Source organism: Microbacterium sp. NPDC056569, from assembly GCF_042793475.1.
Classification (GTDB): Bacteria; Actinomycetota; Actinomycetes; order Actinomycetales; family Microbacteriaceae; genus Microbacterium.
Genome location: NZ_JBHTUV010000010.1, coordinates 13,473 through 33,224, shown reverse-complemented (window position 1 = coordinate 33,224; position 19,752 = coordinate 13,473). Strand labels below are relative to the sequence as shown.

The 19,752-nt window shown below is 70.3% G+C and carries 16 protein-coding genes; 8 read left to right on the top strand and 8 right to left on the bottom strand.

Annotation, left to right across the window (positions count from 1 at the left end):
• The first annotated feature begins 1 nt into the window (after nucleotide 1).
• Entirely contained in the window at nucleotides 2-442 is a 441-nt protein-coding gene (locus tag ACFQ7C_RS12685) for a SufE family protein (RefSeq protein WP_378901407.1), read from the top strand.
• A gap of 15 nt (nucleotides 443-457) precedes the next feature.
• Here the strand turns inward: ACFQ7C_RS12685 and ACFQ7C_RS12680 are convergent, their stop codons facing one another.
• On the bottom strand, nucleotides 458-1,711 hold the full coding sequence (locus ACFQ7C_RS12680) for an alpha/beta hydrolase family protein (RefSeq protein ID WP_378901404.1): 1,254 nt from the start codon (nucleotides 1,709-1,711) through the stop codon (nucleotides 458-460).
• 25 nt (nucleotides 1,712-1,736) lie between these two features.
• Between ACFQ7C_RS12680 and ACFQ7C_RS12675 the strand changes: the two genes are divergently transcribed.
• The 4 genes from ACFQ7C_RS12675 (at nucleotide 1,737) to ACFQ7C_RS12660 (ending at nucleotide 6,954) form a co-directional block, all read left to right on the top strand.
• Complete coding sequence (locus ACFQ7C_RS12675; RefSeq protein WP_378901401.1) at nucleotides 1,737-2,327, top strand: DUF3000 domain-containing protein; 591 nt, start codon at nucleotides 1,737-1,739, stop codon at nucleotides 2,325-2,327.
• A complete protein-coding gene (locus ACFQ7C_RS12670) occupies nucleotides 2,320-3,519 on the top strand; it encodes a ribonuclease D (protein WP_378901399.1) in 1,200 nt (399 codons plus the stop codon). Before ACFQ7C_RS12675 ends, ACFQ7C_RS12670 begins: the two co-directional genes overlap by 8 nt.
• A gap of 72 nt (nucleotides 3,520-3,591) precedes the next feature.
• Complete coding sequence (locus tag ACFQ7C_RS12665) at nucleotides 3,592-4,797, top strand: thiolase family protein (RefSeq protein ID WP_378901397.1); 1,206 nt, start codon at nucleotides 3,592-3,594, stop codon at nucleotides 4,795-4,797.
• A 12-nt stretch (nucleotides 4,798-4,809) separates the two neighbouring features.
• Complete coding sequence (locus ACFQ7C_RS12660) at nucleotides 4,810-6,954, top strand: 3-hydroxyacyl-CoA dehydrogenase NAD-binding domain-containing protein (protein WP_378901395.1); 2,145 nt, start codon at nucleotides 4,810-4,812, stop codon at nucleotides 6,952-6,954.
• An 85-nt stretch (nucleotides 6,955-7,039) separates the two neighbouring features.
• Here the strand turns inward: ACFQ7C_RS12660 and dxs are convergent, their stop codons facing one another.
• The 5 genes from dxs to dut form a co-directional block, all read right to left on the bottom strand.
• The gene (gene dxs, locus ACFQ7C_RS12655; RefSeq protein ID WP_378901393.1) at nucleotides 7,040-8,992 is read right to left on the bottom strand and encodes a 1-deoxy-D-xylulose-5-phosphate synthase; all 1,953 of its coding nucleotides are present in this window, start codon (nucleotides 8,990-8,992) and stop codon (nucleotides 7,040-7,042) included.
• A gap of 98 nt (nucleotides 8,993-9,090) precedes the next feature.
• The gene (locus ACFQ7C_RS12650) at nucleotides 9,091-11,970 is read right to left on the bottom strand and encodes an aconitate hydratase (RefSeq protein WP_378901391.1); all 2,880 of its coding nucleotides are present in this window, start codon (nucleotides 11,968-11,970) and stop codon (nucleotides 9,091-9,093) included.
• An 88-nt stretch (nucleotides 11,971-12,058) separates the two neighbouring features.
• The gene (locus ACFQ7C_RS12645; RefSeq protein WP_378901389.1) at nucleotides 12,059-12,850 is read right to left on the bottom strand and encodes a DUF3159 domain-containing protein; all 792 of its coding nucleotides are present in this window, start codon (nucleotides 12,848-12,850) and stop codon (nucleotides 12,059-12,061) included.
• A complete protein-coding gene (locus tag ACFQ7C_RS12640; RefSeq protein ID WP_378901387.1) occupies nucleotides 12,847-13,446 on the bottom strand; it encodes a DUF3710 domain-containing protein in 600 nt (199 codons plus the stop codon). The genes ACFQ7C_RS12645 and ACFQ7C_RS12640 overlap by 4 nt, the downstream gene beginning before the upstream one ends.
• Nucleotides 13,443-13,964, bottom strand: coding sequence for a dUTP diphosphatase (gene dut, locus ACFQ7C_RS12635; protein ID WP_378901385.1), 522 nt, complete (start codon nucleotides 13,962-13,964; stop codon nucleotides 13,443-13,445). Before dut ends, ACFQ7C_RS12640 begins: the two co-directional genes overlap by 4 nt.
• A gap of 12 nt (nucleotides 13,965-13,976) precedes the next feature.
• Between dut and ACFQ7C_RS12630 the strand changes: the two genes are divergently transcribed.
• Complete coding sequence (locus ACFQ7C_RS12630) at nucleotides 13,977-14,480, top strand: DUF3093 domain-containing protein (RefSeq protein ID WP_378901383.1); 504 nt, start codon at nucleotides 13,977-13,979, stop codon at nucleotides 14,478-14,480.
• On the opposite strand, the gene ACFQ7C_RS12625 is transcribed toward ACFQ7C_RS12630, so the two are convergent.
• The gene (locus tag ACFQ7C_RS12625; RefSeq protein ID WP_378901381.1) at nucleotides 14,455-14,748 is read right to left on the bottom strand and encodes a DUF4193 domain-containing protein; all 294 of its coding nucleotides are present in this window, start codon (nucleotides 14,746-14,748) and stop codon (nucleotides 14,455-14,457) included. The two genes, ACFQ7C_RS12630 and ACFQ7C_RS12625, sit on opposite strands and share 26 nt — an antisense overlap.
• Nucleotides 14,749-15,009: 261 nt before the next feature.
• Here ACFQ7C_RS12625 and sepH point away from each other — a divergent pair, with 261 nt between their 5' ends.
• Complete coding sequence (gene sepH, locus ACFQ7C_RS12620; protein ID WP_378901379.1) at nucleotides 15,010-16,053, top strand: septation protein SepH; 1,044 nt, start codon at nucleotides 15,010-15,012, stop codon at nucleotides 16,051-16,053.
• 10 nt (nucleotides 16,054-16,063) lie between these two features.
• Here sepH and ACFQ7C_RS12615 read toward each other — a convergent pair whose 3' ends face one another.
• Nucleotides 16,064-17,185, bottom strand: coding sequence for an alkaline phosphatase family protein (locus tag ACFQ7C_RS12615; protein ID WP_378901377.1), 1,122 nt, complete (start codon nucleotides 17,183-17,185; stop codon nucleotides 16,064-16,066).
• Nucleotides 17,186-17,253: 68 nt separating this feature from the next.
• On the opposite strand from ACFQ7C_RS12615, the gene ACFQ7C_RS12610 reads away from it, so the two are divergent.
• Nucleotides 17,254-19,713: a DNA topoisomerase (ATP-hydrolyzing) subunit A gene (locus ACFQ7C_RS12610; RefSeq protein WP_378901375.1), complete on the top strand. Its 2,460-nt coding sequence runs from the start codon at nucleotides 17,254-17,256 to the stop codon at nucleotides 19,711-19,713.
• The last annotated feature ends 39 nt before the right edge of the window (nucleotides 19,714-19,752 follow it).

The following is a 19,752-nucleotide window of genomic DNA, read 5'->3' as shown; positions in this document are numbered from 1 at the left end:
GATGACCGAAGCCGTCCTGCCCGACCGTCTCGCCGAGATCCGCGACGAGTTCCTCGAGCTGCCCGAGCCCGACCGGCTGCAGCTGCTGCTGGAGTACTCGTACGAGCTGCCGGCAGTGCCTCCGGAGTACGAGGGTCACCCCGAGCTGTACGAGCGCGTGGTCGAGTGCCAGTCGCCCGTGTTCATCGTCGTCGACGTCGATGCGGAAGGCGCCGTCGCGATGCACGCGACGGCTCCGCCCGAGGCGCCGACGACCCGAGGCTTCGCGAGCATCCTGGCGCAGGGCCTGACCGGTCTCTCCGCGGCCGAGGTGCTCGCCGTGCCCGGCGATTTCCCCCAGACGCTGGGGCTCACCCGTGTGGTGTCACCGTTGCGCCTCTCGGGCATGACGGGCATGCTCCTGCGCGCCCAGCGCCAGGTGCGCGACAAGTCCACGGCGTAGCCGCGCGTCGGCTCGTCAGTCCGCGACGATGCCGTGGGCGGCGAGCCACGCGCCGATGCTCGCGCTCCAGCGCTCCTGGTCGTAGTTCCACAGCTTCGTGTGCCGCGCCACCTCGAACACCTGCATCTCGACGAGGTCCGGTCGCGCCGCGACGAGGTCATGAGACGCGTCGGACGGCACGAAGCCGTCGTCGTCGCTGTGGAGGATGAGGACCGGATGCTGCAGCTCCGCAGCCCGCGCGACCACATCGAGCTGATCGAGGCGGATGGCCGCGCCGGTGCGGGTCAGCGGGGACGCCCACTCGGCCTGCAGCGCCTCGATCGCGAGGCGGCTGACGGCGCCGGGGACGCGCTCCGCGCGGGCCTGGTGGTTCAGCACGATCCGCCAGTCGACCACGGGCGATTCGAGGATGAGCCCGGCGATGGCGTCGCCGTGCGCGGAGTTGAGCCCCAGCTGCAGGGCGATCGCGCCGCCCATCGACCAGCCCATGACGATGATCCGGCGGGCACCGCGGCGCCGGGCGAATCCGACGGCCGCGTCGACGTCGCGCCACTCCGTCGCACCCAGGGCGTAGGTGCCGTTCCGGCTGCGCGGCGCCTCCCCGTCGTTGCGGTACGACACGACGAGCGACGTGATGCCGAGGGCGTGGAACACCGGCACGGCGCGAAGGCACTCGGCTCGCGTCGTGCCGCGGCCGTGCACCTGGATGACCCAGGTCTCGCCCTCGCCCGCGGGGAACAGCCAGGCCGGGCAGGGGCCGACGGTCGAGCCGATGAGCTCGGGGGTGAACGGCAGGTGCAGCTGCGCGGGGTGGTCGTAGTACCACCCGCTGAACGCGGCCTCCGGCTCCAGGCGAGCATCGGCGGGCACGTGCGTGAGGAGCTTGCGCTTGACGCTCGAGGCATCCTCCGAGAGCACCGAGCCGAGCTTGATGTAGTCGGACGTGCCGGACGTGAACAGGCCGTAGCGTCCGGGGAGCTCGGTGTCGGCCGTGCGCGACAGCGTGATCGTCTGCGCGGCGGTGTCGAGCGCGAGGATGCGGGTGTCGGCCTGGCGACGAGCGGGCGTCACCACCTTCCGGGCCATCATCACGGAGCCTGCCGCGAGTGCGCCGAGCACAGCGGCCAGCGCCACGCTCAGCACCGTGAGCGCGGCCTTCACCCCGGCGACGAGGGCGGGCGTCCTGCGCCGGCGGCGAGGAGCGGGAGTCTTCGGTCCTGCCGGGGAGTTGCGTGCGCCGCCCCATGCGGCGCGCCTGGAGGCGACCATCGAGGCATCACTCTAGTCTGTCCGCGTGACTGAGCAGCGTCCCCCGGCGTCACCCGGCTCTTTCGAGCAGGCCGCCGAGGCGGTGCGCGCCATCTCGTTCCGCGACGATCTCACCGTCCGCGAGATCGCCGCCCCCTCGGGGCTCGCTCCGAGCGCGTTCGCGATCGCAGGCGACGTGCGGTCCTCGCCCGAAGACACGGATTCGCCCTACGGCACCGGGCGGCTCGTGCTGCTGCACGATCCCGAGGAGCCCGCGCCGTGGAACGGCCCGTGGCGGATCGTGTGCTTCGCGCAGGCTCCGCTCGAGCCGGAGATCGGTGTGGACCCGCTGCTGGCGGATGTCGCGTGGACGTGGCTCATGGATGCGCTCGAGTCGCGTCGCGCGGGGTTCCACTCGGCTTCGGGAACCGCGACGAAGACCCTCTCGAAGGGCTTCGGCGCCCTGGCGGCGGAAGGGGAGGGCGCACAGATCGAGTTGCGCGCCTCATGGTCGCCGGAGGGCGCGATCGCGCCGCACGTGGAAGCATGGGCGGAGTTGGTTTGCATGCTGGCAGGGCTCCCGCCCGGCTCGGAAGGGATCGCAATGATCGGATCGCACAGGTCACCACGTGGCTGACTACGACGTGATCGACGAGGTCGCGCGCGTCGAGGAGGCCGCGCGGCGGCTGGCCGACGGGGAGGGCCCCGTCGCCGTCGACGTCGAGCGCGCCTCGGGCTTCCGCTACTCCCAGCGCGCGTACCTGGTGCAGGTGTTCCGCCGGGGCGCGGGGGTGTTCCTCTTCGATCCCCCGCCGATCAGCGACTTCCGCGCGCTCGAGGACGCCATCGGCGCCGAGGAGTGGGTGCTGCACGCAGCGAGCCAGGATCTGCCGTCGCTGCGCGAGATCGGACTCGAGCCCGCGAGCATCTTCGACACCGAGCTGGCTGCACGGCTGCTCGGTCACGAGCGGGTGGGGCTCGGCGCAGTCGTCGAGGACACGCTGGGCATCACGCTCGCGAAGGCGCACTCCGCATCGGACTGGTCGACGCGTCCGCTTCCGCAGTCCTGGCTCGAGTACGCGGCGCTCGACGTCGAACACCTCGTCGACGTGCGCGACAAGCTCGTCGATGAGCTCGTGGAGCAGGGCAAGACGGAGTTCGCGGCGGAGGAGTTCCGCGCCGTCCTCGATCGCGAGCCGAAACCACCGCGGGAAGAGCCGTGGCGCCGGCTGTCCGGCCTCCACACCGTACGCGGGCGCAAGTCGCTCGCGGTAGCCCGTGAGCTCTGGACCGCCCGCGAGGAGTACGCCAGGGAAGAGGACGTCGCCCCGGGGCGACTCGTCCCCGACCGTGCGCTCGTGGCCGCCGTGCTCGCCGACCCGAAGTCCAAGAGCGCCCTCGCCGCGGTCAAGGACTTCACCGGGCGCGCGAGCCGGTCCCAGCTCGACCGCTGGTGGGCCGCGATCGAGGCGGGCCGCGCCGTCACCCAGCTCCCGTTGGAGCGTGCGACGGGCGGCGACACACTGCCGCCGCCGCGCGCATGGGCCGACCGCAACCCCGAGGCCGACGCGCGTCTGAAGGCCGCGCGCCCCGTCGTCGAGCAGCGGGCCGAAGATCTCCACATGCCGACCGAGAACCTGCTCACGCCGGAGCTGCTGCGCCGCGTCGCCTGGGCTCCCCCGCAGCCCTTGACCGCGGCATCCGTCGGCGAAGCACTCGCCGCGCTGGGTGCGCGGCCCTGGCAGATTGCGCAGACCTCACAGGTGATCGCCGATGCCTTTGTGGAATCCGTGCAAGCCGCATCGGAGCCGTCGGAAACGACTTCGTAGGTTTCCCCCACCCGATTCCGACCGCTCCACGCGCCCTCCTAGGCTGGCGGCATCCCTACATTTGGAGGCAGAGTGGCCGAGATTTCGGACGTCTTCTTCGTCGATGGAATGCGCACCCCGTTCGGGCGCGCCGGCGAGAAAGGCATGTACTGGAACACCCGCGCGGACGACCTCGCCGTCAAGGCGACGATCGGGCTCATGGAGCGCAATCCGAACGTTCCGAAGGACCGCATCGACGACGTCGCCATCGCGGCGACGTCGCAGACCGGTGACCAGGGACTCACGCTCGGCCGCAGCGTCGCGATCCTCTCAGGGCTCCCCCAGACGGTCCCGGGCTTCGCGATCGACCGCATGTGCGCGGGCGCGATGACCAGCGTCACCACGATGGCCGGGTCGATCGGCGTCGGGATGTACGACCTCGCCCTCGCGGGCGGCGTCGAGCACATGGGCCACCACCCGATCGGCGGCAACGCCGACCCGAACCCTCGTTTCGTCGCCGAGAAGATGGTCGACCCCGGTGCGCTCAACATGGGAGTCACCGCCGAGCGCATCTTCGACCGTTTCCCGCACCTCACCAAGGAGCGCTCGGACCGCTACGGCATGCTGAGCCAGCACAAGGTGCAGGCCGCGTACGACGCCGGCAAGATCCAGCCCGACCTCGTCCCGGTCGCTACCAAGGACGCCGAGGGCTCCTGGGGCCTGGTCACGGAGGACGAGGGCCGCCGTCCGCAGACCACGATGGAGGATCTGGCGGCTCTCAAGACGCCGTTCCGCCCCCACGGACGCGTGACCGCGGGCACTTCCTCGCCGCTCACCGACGGTGCCACGATGTCGCTGCTCGCCGGCGGCGGGGCCGTCAAGGAGCTGGGCCTGAAGCCCAAGATGAAGCTCGTCTCGTTCGCGTTCGCGGGCGTGCAGCCCGAGATCATGGGCATCGGCCCGATCCCGTCGACGGAGAAGGCGCTGAAGAAGGCGGGCCTGAAGATCGACGACATCGGCCTGTTCGAGCTGAACGAGGCGTTCGCCATCCAGGTGATCTCGCTGCTCGACCACTTCGGCATCGCCGACGACGACCCGCGCGTCAACCCGTGGGGCGGCGCGATCGCGTTCGGCCACCCGCTGGCCGCCTCGGGCGTGCGCCTCATGATCCAGCTCGCTGCCCACTTCGCCGAGCGCCCCGACGTCCGCTACGGCCTCACGGCCATGTGCGTGGGCCTCGGCCAGGGCGGCTCGGTCATCTGGGAGAACCCCCACTACGACGGCAAGAAGAAGCGCTGAGGCACCGGAAGAATGACGAACTACGACGACATCGACTTCTCCCCCATCCTCGCCGTGACGGACGGCGAGGTGATCACGCACTCGCGGGTGCGCGACATCCGTCTCGCGTCCGGCAAGGTGCTGGCGCTCGTCACACTCGACAACGGACGCGACCACACGCGCCCGAACACCCTCGGCCCCGCCACGATGTTCCAGCTCGGCGAGACGCTGGCCGCGCTGAAGGCCCGAGCGGCCGCCGGCGAGATCCACGCGGTGGGCATCACCGGCAAGCAGTACATCCTCGCCGCCGGCGCCGACCTCAGCGACATCAGCAAGGTCGGCTCGAAGGACAACGCCCGGATGGTGGCCCAGCTCGGCCACAAGGTGTTCGGCCAGCTCTCCGAGCTGGGGGTGCCCGCGTTCGCCTTCGTCAACGGGCTCGCGCTCGGCGGCGGTCTCGAGATCGCGCTCAACAGCACGTACCGGACGGTGGATGCCTCGGCCGCCGCGATCGCGCTGCCCGAGGTGTTCCTCGGCATCATCCCCGGCTGGGGCGGCGCGTACCTCCTGCCGAACCTCATCGGCATCGAGAACGCGCTCGAGGTGGTCATCTCGAACCCGCTCAAGCAGAACCGCATGCTGAAGCCGCAGCAGGCGTTCGACTACGGCATCGTCGACGCGATCTTCCCCGCCGCGAACTACCTCGAGGACTCGCTCGCCTGGGCCGACGGCGTGCTCACCGGGAAGATCAAGGTCGACCGCAAGAACGAGCCGGGCAAGATCGAGCGCCTCACCAAGTGGCCGATCGCGATCAAGATGGCGCGCGGCATGCTGGAGTCGAAGATCGGCACCGTGCCGAAGTCCCCGTACGTCGCCCTGGACCTCCTCGACAAGGCGCGGAACGGTTCGAAGGCCGAAGGCTTCGCCCGCGAGGACGAGGCTCTCGCTGAGCTCGTCACGGGCGACCAGTTCGCCGCATCCATGTACGCCTTCGATCTGGTGCAGAAGCGCGCCAAGCGTCCGGTCGGCGCCCCCGACAAGGAGCTCGCGAAGAAGGTCACCAAGGTCGGCATCATCGGAGCCGGTCTCATGGCGAGCCAGTTCGCGCTGCTGTTCGTGCGCAAGCTGCAGGTGCCGGTTCTCATCACCGACCTCGACCAGGCGCGCGTCGACAAGGGCGTGGCGTACATCCACGACGAGATCGGCAAGCTCGAGGCGAAGGGGCGCCTCGACGGCGACACCGCCAACAAGCTGCGCGCGCTGGTGACCGGCACGACCGACAAGAGCCTCTACGCGGACTGCGACTTCGTCATCGAGGCCGTCTTCGAAGAGGTCGGCGTCAAGCAGCAGGTGTTCGGCGAGATCGAGCAGATCATCGCCGAGGACGCGATCCTCGCCACCAACACCTCGTCACTGTCGGTCGAGGAGATCGGCGCGAAGCTCGCCCACCCCGAGCGCCTCGTCGGCTTCCACTTCTTCAACCCGGTCGCGGTGATGCCGCTCATCGAGATCGTGAAGACGCCGCAGACATCCGATGCCGCGCTGTCGACGGCGTTCGTGGTCGCGAAGAACCTCGGCAAGAACGCGGTCCTCACCGCCGATGCGCCGGGCTTCGTGGTGAACCGCCTGCTCGCCAAGGTCATGGGCGAGGCCGCGCGCGCCGTCTACGAGGGCACGTCGGTCGCCGACGTCGAGAAGGCGTTCGCGCCGCTCGGGCTGCCGATGGGGCCGTTCCAGCTCATCGACCTGGTCGGCTGGAAGGTCGCCGCGCACGTGCAGGACACGATGGTGCGCGCCTTCCCCGACCGGTTCTACGCCAACGAGAACTTCCACGCGCTCGCGGAGCTCCCCGAGGTCGTCGAGAAGGACAAGGGCGGCCGTGTGACCGGCTGGACCAAGGCCGCGGAGAAGGTCCTCAAGCCCGCCGTGGGCTCCTCACCGGCCTCCGCCGACGAGATCCTCCGCCGCGTGCAGGACGGGCTCGCCCAGGAGATCAAGCTCATGCTCGACGAGGGCGTGGTCCCCGAGGTCGAAGACATCGATCTCTGCCTCATCCTCGGTGCGGGCTGGCCCTTCATCGACGGCGGCGCGTCGCCGTACCTCGACCGGGAGGGGGCCTCCGAACGGGCGTTCGGTGACACGTTCCACCACCCGGTGATCACGGGCATCGCCGGCTGACGCCGCGAACACCGGAAGGGCGCATCCTCCTCGGAGGATGCGCCCTTCCGCATCGGATATGCGCGGTCGTGCGCGGCGCGGGGCTCTAGCGGCGCTCCTCGCGGGACAGCGTGGGGATCACCGGGATCTCGCGGGTCTCCGCGCCGCGGGCGACCGGGATGCGGGTGCCGAGTACCTGCGCGACGACGTCCTGTGCGATCTTCGCGGGGGTGAGCCCGGCGTCCTCGAGGATCTGCTCCCGGCTCGCGTGGTCGATGAACTCGTCGGGCACGCCCAGCTCGTCGACCGCGGTGTCGACGCCCGCCTCGCGCAGGACCTGGCGCACACGGGTGCCGATGCCGCCGACGCGGATGCCGTCCTCGATCGTGATGACGAGACGATGGGATGCTGCGAGCTCGACGATCGACGGCTGCACCGGGACGACCCACCGGGGGTCGACGACGGTGGCGCCGATGCCCTGCGCGCGCAGGCGTTCGGCGACGTCGACCGCGATGTGGGCCATCGGGCCGATGCCGACCAGCAGCACGTCCTGGGCGTCGGAGCGCACCAGCACGTCGACGCCGTCCTCGAGGCGCTCCAGGGCCGGCAGCTCCGGGCTCACGCCGCCCTTCGGGAACCGCACGACGGTGGGTGCGTCGTCGACGGCCACCGCCTCGTGCAGCTCCTCACGGAGGCGCGCCTCGTCACGCGGCACGGCGATGCGGATGTGCGGCACGATCTGCAGCATCGCCAGGTCCCAGATGCCGTGGTGGCTCGGGCCGTCGGGGCCGGTCACACCGGCGCGGTCGAGCACGAAGGTGACGCCCGCGCGGTGGAGCGCGACATCCATCAGCACCTGATCGAACGCGCGGTTCATGAACGTCGCGTAGATCGCGACGACGGGGTGCAGGCCGCCGAACGCCAGGCCGGCCGCCGACGCGACGGCGTGCTGCTCTGCGATGCCGACGTCGTACACGCGGTCGGGGTAGCGCTGCGCGAACGGCAGGAGGCCGGTGGGCCGCAGCATAGCCGCGGTCATCGCGATCACATCGCCGCGCTCGTCGCCCACGCGCACGAGCTCGTCGGCGAAGACATCCGTCCACGCGGTGCCACCGGCCGAGCCGAGGGCCTCGCCGGTGACCGGGTCGATCTTGCCGACGGCGTGGAACTGGTCGGCCTCGTCCTCGAGCGCGGGCGCGTAGCCGCGTCCCTTCTCCGTGATCGCGTGGACGATGACCGGCGCGCCGTACTCCTTGGCGAGCTCGAGCGTCTCGATGAGGGTCGGCAGATCGTGGCCGTCGACGGGTCCGAGGTACTTGATGTCGAGGTTCGAGTAGAGGGCAGCGTTGTTCGTGAACCGAGACAGGAAGCCGTGCGTGCCGCCGCGCACACCGCGATAGACGGCGCGCGCTGCGGGCCCGAGCTTGCGGAACAGCGTGTCGGAGCCGCGGTGCAGGTTGCGGTACGAATCCGCCGTGCGGACGCGGTTGAGGTAGCGTGCCATGCCGCCGATCGTCGGCGCGTACGAGCGTCCGTTGTCGTTGACGACGATCACGAGGTTGCGGTCGTTGTCGTCGGAGATGTTGTTGAGCGCCTCCCACGTCATACCGCCGGTGAGCGCGCCGTCGCCGACGACGGCGACCACGTGCCGGTCCTTGCGCCCCGTGCGGGTCAGGGCGCGCGAGACGCCATCGGCCCAGCTCAGCGAGCTCGAGGCGTGCGAGGACTCGACGACGTCGTGCGGACTCTCCGAGCGCTGCGGGTACCCCGCGAGACCTTCGCGCGCGCGGAGCTTCGTGAAGTCCTGGCGCCCGGTGAGGAGCTTGTGGACGTACGACTGGTGCCCCGTGTCGAAGATCATCGGGTCGTCCGGCGAGTCGAACACGCGGTGCAGCGCGATCGTGAGCTCGACGACTCCCAGGTTGGGGCCCAGGTGGCCACCTGTGCGTGCGACGTTCTCGACGAGGAAGCCGCGGATCTCGTCCGCGAGCTGCTCGAGCTGATCGAGGCTCAGTGCGTCGAGGTCGCGGGGTCCGGTGATGGACGACAGCAGCGACATCCCCGCTCCTTTCCGGCCCCGGAAGGGCTCTGCAAGTCTACCCGGGGCATGAAGGGGGGACCGGATGCCAGAGCATCCGGTCCCCCGTGAATCACCTGTCAGACCAGCGAGCGCAGCACGTACTGCAGGATGCCGCCGTTGCGGTAGTAATCGGCCTCACCGGGCGTGTCGATGCGGACGACCGCGTCGAACTCCACGGTCTGCTTGCCTTCGGGCGAGAACTCGCTGGGCTCGGCCGTGACCTTGACGGTCTTCGGCGTGACGCCCTCGTTGAGCTGCTCGAGACCCGAGATCGAGACGATCTCGGTGCCGTCCAGGCCCAGCGACTTCCAGCTCTCGCCGGCCGGGAACTGCAGCGGGACGACGCCCATGCCGATGAGGTTCGAGCGGTGGATGCGCTCGAAGCTCTCGGTGATGACCGCCTTCACGCCCAGCAGGCTCGTGCCCTTGGCCGCCCAGTCGCGCGAGGAGCCGGAGCCGTACTCCTTGCCGCCGAAGACGACGAGCGGCGTGCCCTGCGCCTGGTAGTTCTGGCTCGCGTCGTAGATGTACGACTGCGGGCCGCCCTCCTGGGTGAAGTCGCGCGTGTAGCCGCCCTCGATGATCTGGCCGTCGTTGACGGCGGCGACCAGCTCGTTCTTGAGACGGATGTTGGCGAAGGTGCCGCGGATCATGACTTCGTGGTTGCCGCGGCGCGAGCCGTAGGAGTTGAAGTCCTTCTGCGCGACGCCGTGCTCGGTGAGGTACTGCGCGGCGGGCGTGCCGGCCTTGATGTTGCCGGCGGGAGAGATGTGGTCGGTGGTGACCGAGTCGCCGAGGGTCGCCATGACCCGCGCGCCGGAGATGTCCGAGACGGGGGTCAGGTCCATCTTCATGCCGTCGAAGTACGGCGCCTTGCGCACGTACGTCGAGTCCTGGTCCCACTCGAAGACCGGACCGGTCGGCGTCGGCAGGTTCTTCCACCGCTCGTCGCCCTCGAACACCGTGGCGTACTGGGTGATGAACTGCTCGCGCGAGATCGACGTGTCGATGATCTGCTGGACCTCTTCGGGCGACGGCCAGATGTCCTTGAGGAAGACGTCGTTGCCGTCGGTGTCCTTGCCGAGCGGGTCGGTCTCGAAGTCGAAGTTCATCGACCCGGCCAGCGCGTACGCCACCACGAGCGGCGGCGACGCGAGGTAGTTCATCTTGACGTCGGGGCTGATGCGACCCTCGAAGTTGCGGTTGCCCGAGAGCACCGCGGTGACGGCGAGGTCGTTGTCGTTGATGGCCGCGGAGACCTCTTCGATGAGGGGACCCGAGTTGCCGATGCAGATCGTGCAGCCGTACCCGACCGTGAAGAAGTCGAGGCCCTCGAGCGCCTTGTCGAGGCCGGACTTCTCGTAGTAGTCGGTGACGACCTTCGAGCCCGGTCCGAGCGTGGTCTTGACCCACGGCTTGCGCTTGAGGCCCTTGTCGACCGCCTTCTTGGCGAGCAGGCCCGCGGCGATCATGACCGACGGGTTGGAGGTGTTCGTGCACGAGGTGATGGCCGCGAGCGTGACGGCGCCGTTGTCGAGGATGTACGCCTCGCCGTCGGGCGTCGTGACCTTGACGGGCTTGGACGCCGTCGCCGGCGCACCGCTGTTGATGTGCACCGGGCGCGTGGTGGGCTCCTCCTCGCCGGGCACGGCGCCGGGATCGGAAGCCGGGAAGGAGTGCTTCGACTCGAGGTCGACGATGTCGTCGCTGGTGGAGGCCGTCGCGTAGTTCACGATGTCCTTCTCGAACTGCGACTTCGCCTCCGAGAGCAGGATGCGGTCCTGCGGGCGCTTCGGGCCGGCGATCGAGGGGACGACCGTGGAGAGGTCGAGTTCCATGTACTCGCTGAAGACGAGCTCGCGCGCCGGGTCGTGCCAGAGAGACTGCTCCTTGGCGTACGCCTCGACGAGCGCGACGGCCTCCTCGTCGCGGCCGGTGAGGCGCAGGTAGTCGAGCGTGACGTCGTCGATGGGGAACATCGCCGCGGTCGAGCCGAACTCGGGGCTCATGTTTCCGATGGTGGCGCGGTTGGCGAGCGGCACCGACGCGACGCCTTCGCCGTAGAACTCGACGAACTTGCCGACGACGCCGTGCTTGCGCAGCATGTCGGTGATCGTCAGCACGACGTCGGTCGCGGTGACGCCCGCGGGGATGGATCCGGTGAGCTTGAACCCGACCACACGCGGGATGAGCATCGACACGGGCTGGCCGAGCATCGCCGCCTCGGCTTCGATGCCGCCGACGCCCCAGCCGAGCACGCCGAGGCCGTTGACCATCGTGGTGTGCGAGTCGGTGCCGACGCAGGTGTCGGGATAGGCGCGGAGCACGCCGTTCACCTGGCGGTCGTAGATGACCTTCGCGAGGTGCTCGATGTTCACCTGGTGGACGATGCCGGTGCCCGGCGGGACGACCTTGAAGTCGTCGAACGCCGTCTGGCCCCAGCGCAGGAACTGGTACCGCTCGCCGTTGCGCTCGTACTCGATCTCGACGTTGCGCTCGAGGGCGTCCTCGCGGCCGAACAGGTCGGCGATGACGGAGTGGTCGATCACCATCTCGGCCGGCGAGAGCGGGTTGATCTTGCTGGGGTCGCCGCCGAGCGCGGTGACGGCTTCGCGCATCGTGGCGAGATCGACGATGCACGGGACGCCGGTGAAGTCCTGCATCACGACGCGTGCCGGCGTGAACTGGATCTCGGTGTCGGGTTCCGCGTCGGGGTTCCACGAGCCGAGAGCCTGGATCTGCTCCTTGGTGACGTTCGCGCCGTCCTCGGTGCGCAGCAGGTTCTCGAGCAGCACCTTGAGGCTGAACGGGAGCTTCTCGTAGCCCGCGACGGTGTCGAGGCGGAAGATCTCGTAGTCGGTGCTGCCGACCGTCAGGGTGCTCTTCGCACCGAAGCTGTCAACCGTGGACACGTCTGTCTCCTTCGTCGGCGGCGGGATCGTGCCGGAGTCCGGCATCCCCATCTTCCCCCGCCCCGAAGCCCTCGGCTAGTGAGGTCGACCTAACGGATCGGGGGAAATTTATCTTGATGTCGAGATAAATGTATCACTTCGGCGTGCGCGGATAGAGCGCGCGCACGGCGAGCCATGTGACCGCGACCATCGGCGCGAAGAGCGGCAGGCCCATGATCAGCTTCACGGTGCCGAGTGCGGTGACGTCGCCGGCGAAGTAGAGCGGCAGCTGCACGATCAGTCGCAGGGCGAAGAGGCTCGCCCACGCGATCGACAGCCAGAAGAAGACCCGCCGCTTGCGCTTATCGGTGCGCCACGCGGTGCCCTCGCCCATGAGGAAGCCCACCGCGAGGCCGATGAGCGGCCATCCGACGAGGGCCGAGACGAGGAAAGCCGTGCCGTAGAGCGTGTTGGTGAGGAAGCCGGGGATGAAGCTGTCCTCTCCCCTGCCGGTCCACAGCGACAGGCCCGCGGCCGCGGCGGCGGCGATCAGGCCGCCGATGGCGGCGCTGGCGGACTGCCGCTGGATGAGGCGCACGATGGTGAACACGGCGGCGAGGCCGACCGACAGGCCGAGGCTCAGCAGAAGATTGCCGGAGCGCACATCCGGGTCGGGGTCGTAGGTCACCGTCCAGGCGACGAGGAACACGACGCCCGGCAGCACAGACTCGAGGATGCCCCGCCAGCCACCCATCGCCGCCCACACGACATGCCCGGTGCTCTTGCCTTCGGCCGGGTCGAGGCCGGCGCGGCGCGCGGCGCCGCCCAGCGCGGCCCCGAGCGCCTCGGATGCCGAGGGTGGGGCATCCGTCGTCTCCTCGGAGGGGGTGACAGGACCGTTCGCGGTGGAGTCCGCCGCGCCGTCGGGGCGCGGGGCGTCGCTCACGCGGAGCCCGGCGTCGCCGGCATCTTCAGCGGGATGAGGTCTCGAGGCGGCATCGGCGAGCCGCCGCGGACGACCACGATCGACCGGAACAGGTCCTCGACGGCTGCCGCCGCCTCCACGTCCGCCGTGGCCGCGCCGCCGATCACGCCGCGCAGGAACCAGCGTGGTCCGTCGACGCCGATGAAACGCGCCAGGCGCTTGCCGGCCGTGCCGTCGGGGCCGGCGACGACGGGGACCTCGGCGAGGAGTTCGGGGCCCAGCGGTCCTTCACGCTCCTCGACGCGACCCCCCTGCTGGCGGATCTGCTGGCGGATCTGCTCGCGGGTCTCCTCCCAGAGTCCCGCCGAGCGCGGGGCGGCGAACGGCTGCACCTGCAGTGTCGATCCGGCGTAGTCCAGGCCGACCGCGACGATGCGCTTGGTCTGCTCCTCGACCTCGAGTCGCAGATTCAGGCCCTCGCGCGGAAGGATCTTGATCCCGCCGAGGTCGATGTAGGGGCGGACCGGGTTGGCCTCGGACTCGTCGAACGGGCCGGTCGTGGCGCGGTCGTCGGGTGCGACCTTGCGCGGGCCGTCGACGGATGAGGGGTCGGTCATGCGAGGACTCCGTCCTTTTCGTCGTGGTCGCGGGGAGCTCCCCGCGAGAACTCGGGGGCGTTCGTCGGCGGCTTCGCCGCGCCCCCGTTGAAGCCCGTGGAACCGAAGCCGCCCTCACCGCGCACGCTGTCGGGCAGGGTCTCCACGGGGATGAACACGGCGCGCGGCACCGGCATCACGATGAGCTGGGCCACGCGGTCGCCGACGGCGATGTCGTGCGCGCTCGCGTGGTCGGTGTTGAGGAGGATGACTTTGATCTCGCCGCGGTAGCCCGCATCGATGGTGCCGGGCGCATTGACGATCGTGATCCCGTGCTTGGCGGCCAGGCCGCTGCGCGGCACCACGAATGCGACGTAGCCGTCGGGCAGCGCGATACGCACGCCGGTGCCGACGAGGGCGCGCTGGCCGGGCTCGAGGCGCACCGCCTCGGCGGCGACGAGGTCGGCTCCGGCGTCACCGGGGTGCGCGTACACCGGGACGTCGGGGGCGATAATGGGGACGTCCACCGTTTCAGTCACCCAACGAGGGTAATGCAGAACTCAACGCCTCACGCCGGTGCCCGAAGCGGGCGCACCGACGGCTATCGCGAGCGGCTCGGCCCGTCGCTGTGGATCCTGGTCGCCGCGGCGGTCGCGGCGCCGATGGCGGCGCTCGTCGTCACGCCGATCGACACGACCGTCGCACTCGTCGTGGGCGCCGTCGTCGGCGTTCTGCTCATCGCGCTGCTGATCCTGGCGGCACCCGTCATCGAGGTCCGGGACGGCGAGCTGCGCGCCGGACGCGCGCACATCGGCGTCGAATTCCTCGGGGCCGGAGAAGTGCACGTCGGTGAGGATGCGCGCCATGCGCGCGGCGCCGGCCTGGACCCGCGGTCGTGGCATCTCATCCGGGGCGGGGTCGACGGGGTCGCCGTGTTCCCGGTCACGGATGCCGATGATCCGACGACCGCGTGGGTCATCTCCTCGCGGACGCCGGATCGGCTGGCCGCCGCAGTGCGGCGGGCTCAGATCACGCGGCGCACTCCGTGCAGATAGGACCGTGGGCGGTCTCGTGATCGAGCTGCGAGCGGTGCTTCACGAGGAAGCAGTTCGAACAGGTGAACTCGTCCTCCTGGGCGGGTAGAACGACGACGTCGAGCTCGAGGTCCGACAGGTCGGCTCCGGGCAGCTCGAAGCCCGACGGGTTGTCGGCGTCCTCCACATCGACCGAACCCGAGAGCTTGTCGGGAACGCGCTCCTTGAGCGCCTCGATCGACTCGCTGTCGTCCTCGGTCTTGCGGGGGGCGTCGTAATCGGTGGCCATGCGTGAAGATCTCAACTTCCGGGTATTCGCGGTTGCGCTCGCCCTTGCGGGCGGCGATAGTTTGCACGACCGTCCCCCTTTTCGCAAATGCGCTCGGGCGCGTTCATGGCCGTGCGTTCGCGTGAAACTCGCGGCACGCGCGGGATATTCCCGGCCCTCGCGGTGCCCTGTGACACGATGGGGCGGACCGGCGGGCTCGGAAGCCGTGAGTCCGTCGGAGAAGGCAGCCCAGAGCCGGCACGAGAAGCAGGGAGCGTCCGCATGGAACAGCTCAAGGTCATCGGCACCGAAGACGACAAGCTCATCCTGGCGACGGAGTCCGGCGAGAGATTCACGCTCGACGTCGACGATGTGCTGCGCGGCGAGCTGCGCAAGGCACGCCGCGACCGCGAGTCGGATGTCCAGACGCCCCGGCCCAGCCCCCGTGAGATCCAGGCCCACATCCGTTCGGGACTGTCCGCGCGAGAGGTCGCCGAACTCCTGGGCGCCCGCGTCGAGGACATCGTGCGGTTCGAGGGGCCGGTGCTCGCGGAGCGCGAGCACATCGTCGGCCAGGCCCTGGCGGTCCCGGTGCTCCTCGGTGGCGACTTCGAGGGCGACGGGCAGGCGACGTTCGGCTCGGCCGTGCGGGCCAAGCTCGCCGAGGCGGGCGCGATCGGCGAACGTTGGACGAGCTGGAAGGAGCCGACCGGCTGGACCGTCAAGCTCGAGTTCACCTCGAACGACATCGGCCACGACGCCCGGTGGGGCTTCGACCCTCGCCGCAGCACGCTGTCGCCCCTGAACGCGGACGCCATCCAGCTCTCCCGCCAGGGTTCGCTGCCGGAGGGACTCATCCCCCGGCTCCGCGCGCTCGACGCGGTTCCCCCGAAGGACGACTCCCGGTTCGACAGCGGTGCGTTCGGTCCGCGTCGCCTCCCCGACGCCGACATCGAGTCGCCCGAGATCCCTGCTCCCGCTGCCCCGGCCGTCCAGGAGGCGGCCATCAAGCGCGCTACGGAGCCTGCCGTCGTGACGTCGGCCGAGACCGCCGACCTGCTCGAGGCGCTGCGTCGCCGCCGCGGTCAGCGCGAGCCGCTGCCGGGCGCCGAAGAGGTCGCGTCGGCGCCCCGCTCGCCGGCCCCTGTCGCCCTCTTCGACGCGCTCGAGCCGGGCTACGACGAGTCGCCGTCCGAAGACGAGCCGCCGGCGTCCGACTTCCAGACGCCCACTCCCGCGGCGGTCGCCGAAGCCGGCCGGCGCAAGGGACGCACGTCGATGCCCTCGTGGGACGAGATCGTCTTCGGCGCGCGCTCCGAGGACTGACCGCGGGGGTTCACGCTCCGGCGAACGCGCCCAGGCGGATCAGCGGCACGACGCGCTCTTCGTCGGTGAGCGACCCGTGCTGGCCGATCATCTTCTGCGGTGCTTTGTCGGCGAGCCTGTCGTCGTAGTACGCCACGCCCGCGCGTGCAGCGACGATCACATCGCCGATGCGGGCGTCGACCTCCGGATCGACGGCACCGACGAGCCCCGAGGCCTCGAGCTCGGCGCGTGAGAAGACCCACGAACGGGATGCCTCCGCCTCCCGCCAGCGGGCCAGGATCGCATCCGCCGCACCCGGCTCCGCGTACAGATGGAGCATGCGCGGCTCGCCGCCGATGAGGCGGACGCCGTCGAGGAGGTCGTCGCCCTCCTCCAGCAGAAGATGACGGTGCCGTGGCACGTCGATCATGCCGTGGTCCGACGTCACCACCACCCCGGTGCCGCGGTCGAGGGACGTCGAGAGCGTGCGGGCCGCAGCATCCACCCTCTCCAGACCGGCGACCCACTCGTCGGACTCCCACCCCCGCTTGTGTCCGATCGCGTCGAGATCGGGTGCATAGAGATAGACGAGGGAGCCCGGATGCTGCGCCGCGAGGTCCGCGGCGAGCCTCACCCGCTCGTCGAGGTCGTCGGCGCCGTGGAACACCGCGTCGCCGAGAGTCGCGGCGGTGAATCCGGTGCCGGCGTACTCGTTGCGGGAGACCGCGAAGAACGGCCTGCCGAGCCTCGCGGACAGCGGGGCGGCGCGCTGGAACTCCAGGGGCAGGCCGTCGGTGTCCCAGCCGCGGAGCAGATTGACCACGTCGTCCGTGCCGGGCACGCGGGCCCGGTACCCGACGATGCCGTGCTCCCCCGGCAGCGCGCCGGTGAGGAGACTGGTCAGCGCGGCGGCCGTCGTCGACGGGAACACGGTGCGCGCGACGTCCTTCTTCGTCCGCGCCTCGCTGAGGAAGCGGGCGTGCCCCGCGCGGGCCGACAGGTTGTGCACCCCCAGCCCGTCCAGCACCCAGACGATGGCGCTCCGTGCCGGGGCGAACCACTCGGACCCGCCCGCCAGCGCCGCCGACATCTCGGTCACGACACGGGTGAGGCTCCGGGTGCGCGGCGGGTCCACGGGTAGGCTGAGGGTCATCGGGGCCAGTCTCGCACACGCGGCCGCGCCCCCTCGCTCCCCGCCGTCACCCGAGGCTTCATCGACACATGCCCGCTTCCCGCACCGATTCCTCCCCCGCCGACCACGGACGCATCGAGGATGTCGACGTCTCTTCGGAGATGCAGACGTCGTTCCTCGAGTACGCGTACTCGGTCATCTACTCGCGCGCACTGCCCGACGCGCGCGACGGGCTCAAGCCGGTGCAGCGACGCATCCTGTTCCAGATGGCCGACATGGGCCTGCGCCCCGACCGCGGCCACGTCAAGAGCGCCCGCGTCGTCGGCGAGGTGATGGGAAAGCTGCACCCGCACGGTGACGCGCCGATCTACGACGCGCTCGTGCGCCTCGCCCAGCCGTTCTCGCTGCGCGTGCCCCTGGTCGACGGCCACGGCAACTTCGGCTCGCTCGACGACGGTCCGGCCGCACCCCGCTACACGGAAGCCCGGCTCGCCCCGCCGGCGCTCGCCCTCACCGAGAACCTCGACGAGGACGTCGTCGACTTCATCCCCAACTACGACGGCCAGTTCCAGCAGCCCGAAGTGCTGCCGGCGGCGTTCCCCAACCTCCTCGTCAACGGCACGACGGGCATCGCCGTCGGCATGGCGACCAACATGGCGCCGCACAACCTCATCGAGGTCGTCGGCGCGGCGACGCACCTGCTCGAGAACCCCGAGGCGACCGTCGAGGAGCTCATGGAGTTCGTGCCCGGTCCCGACCTCCCGGGCGGCGGCATCATCGTCGGGCTGGACGGCATCAAGGACGCCTACACGAACGGCCGCGGCAGCTTCCGCACGCGCGCCAAGGTGTCGATCGAATCCCTCGGCCCGCGCCGCACCGGTCTCATCGTGACCGAGCTGCCGTACCTCGTCGGTCCCGAGCGCGTGATCGAGAAGATCAAGGACGCCGTCAACGCGAAGAAGCTGCAGGGCATCGCCGACGTCACCGATCTCACCGACCGCCATCACGGCCTACGGCTGGTCATCGGCATCAAGACCGGCTTCGACCCGCAGGCGGTGCTCGACCACCTCTACCGGCTGACGCCGCTCGAGGACTCGTTCAGCATCAACAACGTCGCGCTCGTCGAGGGTCAGCCGCAGACGCTCGGACTTCGCGATCTGCTCCGGGTCTATCTCGACCACCGCATCAGCGTGGTGACGCGCCGCAGCCGCTACCGGCTCCAGCGTCGCAAGGAACGCCTGCACCTGGTCGAGGGCCTCCTCATCGCGATCCTCGACATCGACGAGGTCATCCAGGTCATCCGCACCTCCGACGACAGCGAGCAGGCGCGGACGCGCCTCATGAGCGTCTTCGACCTCTCGGAGGCCCAGTCCGAGTACATCCTCGAGCTGCGACTGCGTCGCCTGACGAAGTTCTCGCGCATCGAGCTCGAGACCGAGCGCGACAACCTCAAGAAGGAGATCGCGCAGCTCGAAGAGCTGCTGGGCAGCGATGTGCTGCTGCGCGCGCAGGTGGCGCAGGAACTGGATGCCGCGGCCGAGGCGTTCGGCACCCCGCGGCGCACGCTGCTGCTCAACGGTGGCCCGGTCCAGCCCCGCTCGCGCGCCGCGGCGGCCGCGGCCGATCTGCAGATCGCGGACGCGCCCTGCCGTGTCTTCCTGTCCGCCACCGGCCGCATGGTGCGTGCCGAGATCGTCGCCGACGCGCCCGGCGGCGGCATCGTCGCCCCGGCCCGACGCTCGAAGCACGACGCCATCCGCTCGTCGGTGGACGCCACCACACGCGGCGACATCGGTGCGGTCACGAACCTCGGACGACTGGTCCGCTTCTCCCCCGTCGACCTGCCCTCGGTTCCCGGCAACTCGGTCCAGCTCGCCGCCGGCACGCGCGGGGACCAGTACCTCGGGCTCAGCGGCGGCGAGCACGTCGTCGCGCTCGTGCCGCTCGCCGACGCGCCGCCGGTCGCCATCGGCACGGCGCAGGGCATCGTGAAGCGCGTTGCGGCCAGTGAGATCGCGAACAAGCACGACATCGAGATCATCGCCCTCAGGGACGGCGACCGGGTCGTCGGTGCGGCGCCCGCCTCGGACGGCGCCGAGCTGGTGTTCGTGGCCAGCGACGCGCAGCTCCTGCGCTTCGACGCATCGTCGGTGCGCCCGCAGGGCCGGTCGGCCGGCGGCATGGCCGGCATCCGTCTCACCGACGGCGCGCACGTCATCGCCTTCGACGTCGTCGGTCCGTCCGAGTTCGATGCGGTGGTGGTGACGATCGCCGGCGCGACCACCGCGCTCGCGGGCACCGATGCCGGCAGCGCGAAGGTGTCGCTGTTCAGCGAGTTCCCCGCCAAGGGCCGCGCGACCGGCGGCGTGCGCGCTCAGCGGTTCCTTAAGGGTGAAGACGCACTGACCATCGCATGGGTCGGCACGGATCCCCGCGCCGTCGGCGCGGACGGGGCCACTCGGGCGCTGCCCGAGGCAGGTGCGAAGCGCGACGCGTCGGGCACGGCGCTCGACAGCGTGATCGGCGCCGTCGGCACCGGAATCCGCTGACCGTTCCGCCGGCTTGTCTCATCCCGCGGTGCGATGAGC

Coding starts and splice junctions, on each gene's coding strand:
- ACFQ7C_RS12680 (WP_378901404.1), bottom strand. CDS start 1,711: ATGGTCGCCTCCAGGCGCGCCGCATGGGGCGGCGCACGCAACTCCCCG.
- ACFQ7C_RS12610 (WP_378901375.1), top strand. CDS start 17,254: ATGCCCGCTTCCCGCACCGATTCCTCCCCCGCCGACCACGGACGCATC.
- dxs (WP_378901393.1), bottom strand. CDS start 8,992: ATGTCGCTGCTGTCGTCCATCACCGGACCCCGCGACCTCGACGCACTG.
- ACFQ7C_RS12650 (WP_378901391.1), bottom strand. CDS start 11,970: ATGCCGGACTCCGGCACGATCCCGCCGCCGACGAAGGAGACAGACGTG.
- ACFQ7C_RS12625 (WP_378901381.1), bottom strand. CDS start 14,748: ATGGCCACCGATTACGACGCCCCCCGCAAGACCGAGGACGACAGCGAG.
- ACFQ7C_RS12615 (WP_378901377.1), bottom strand. CDS start 17,185: ATGACCCTCAGCCTACCCGTGGACCCGCCGCGCACCCGGAGCCTCACC.
- ACFQ7C_RS12660 (WP_378901395.1), top strand. CDS start 4,810: ATGACGAACTACGACGACATCGACTTCTCCCCCATCCTCGCCGTGACG.
- ACFQ7C_RS12640 (WP_378901387.1), bottom strand. CDS start 13,446: ATGACCGACCCCTCATCCGTCGACGGCCCGCGCAAGGTCGCACCCGAC.
- ACFQ7C_RS12630 (WP_378901383.1), top strand. CDS start 13,977: ATGCAGAACTCAACGCCTCACGCCGGTGCCCGAAGCGGGCGCACCGAC.
- sepH (WP_378901379.1), top strand. CDS start 15,010: ATGGAACAGCTCAAGGTCATCGGCACCGAAGACGACAAGCTCATCCTG.
- ACFQ7C_RS12685 (WP_378901407.1), top strand. CDS start 2: ATGACCGAAGCCGTCCTGCCCGACCGTCTCGCCGAGATCCGCGACGAG.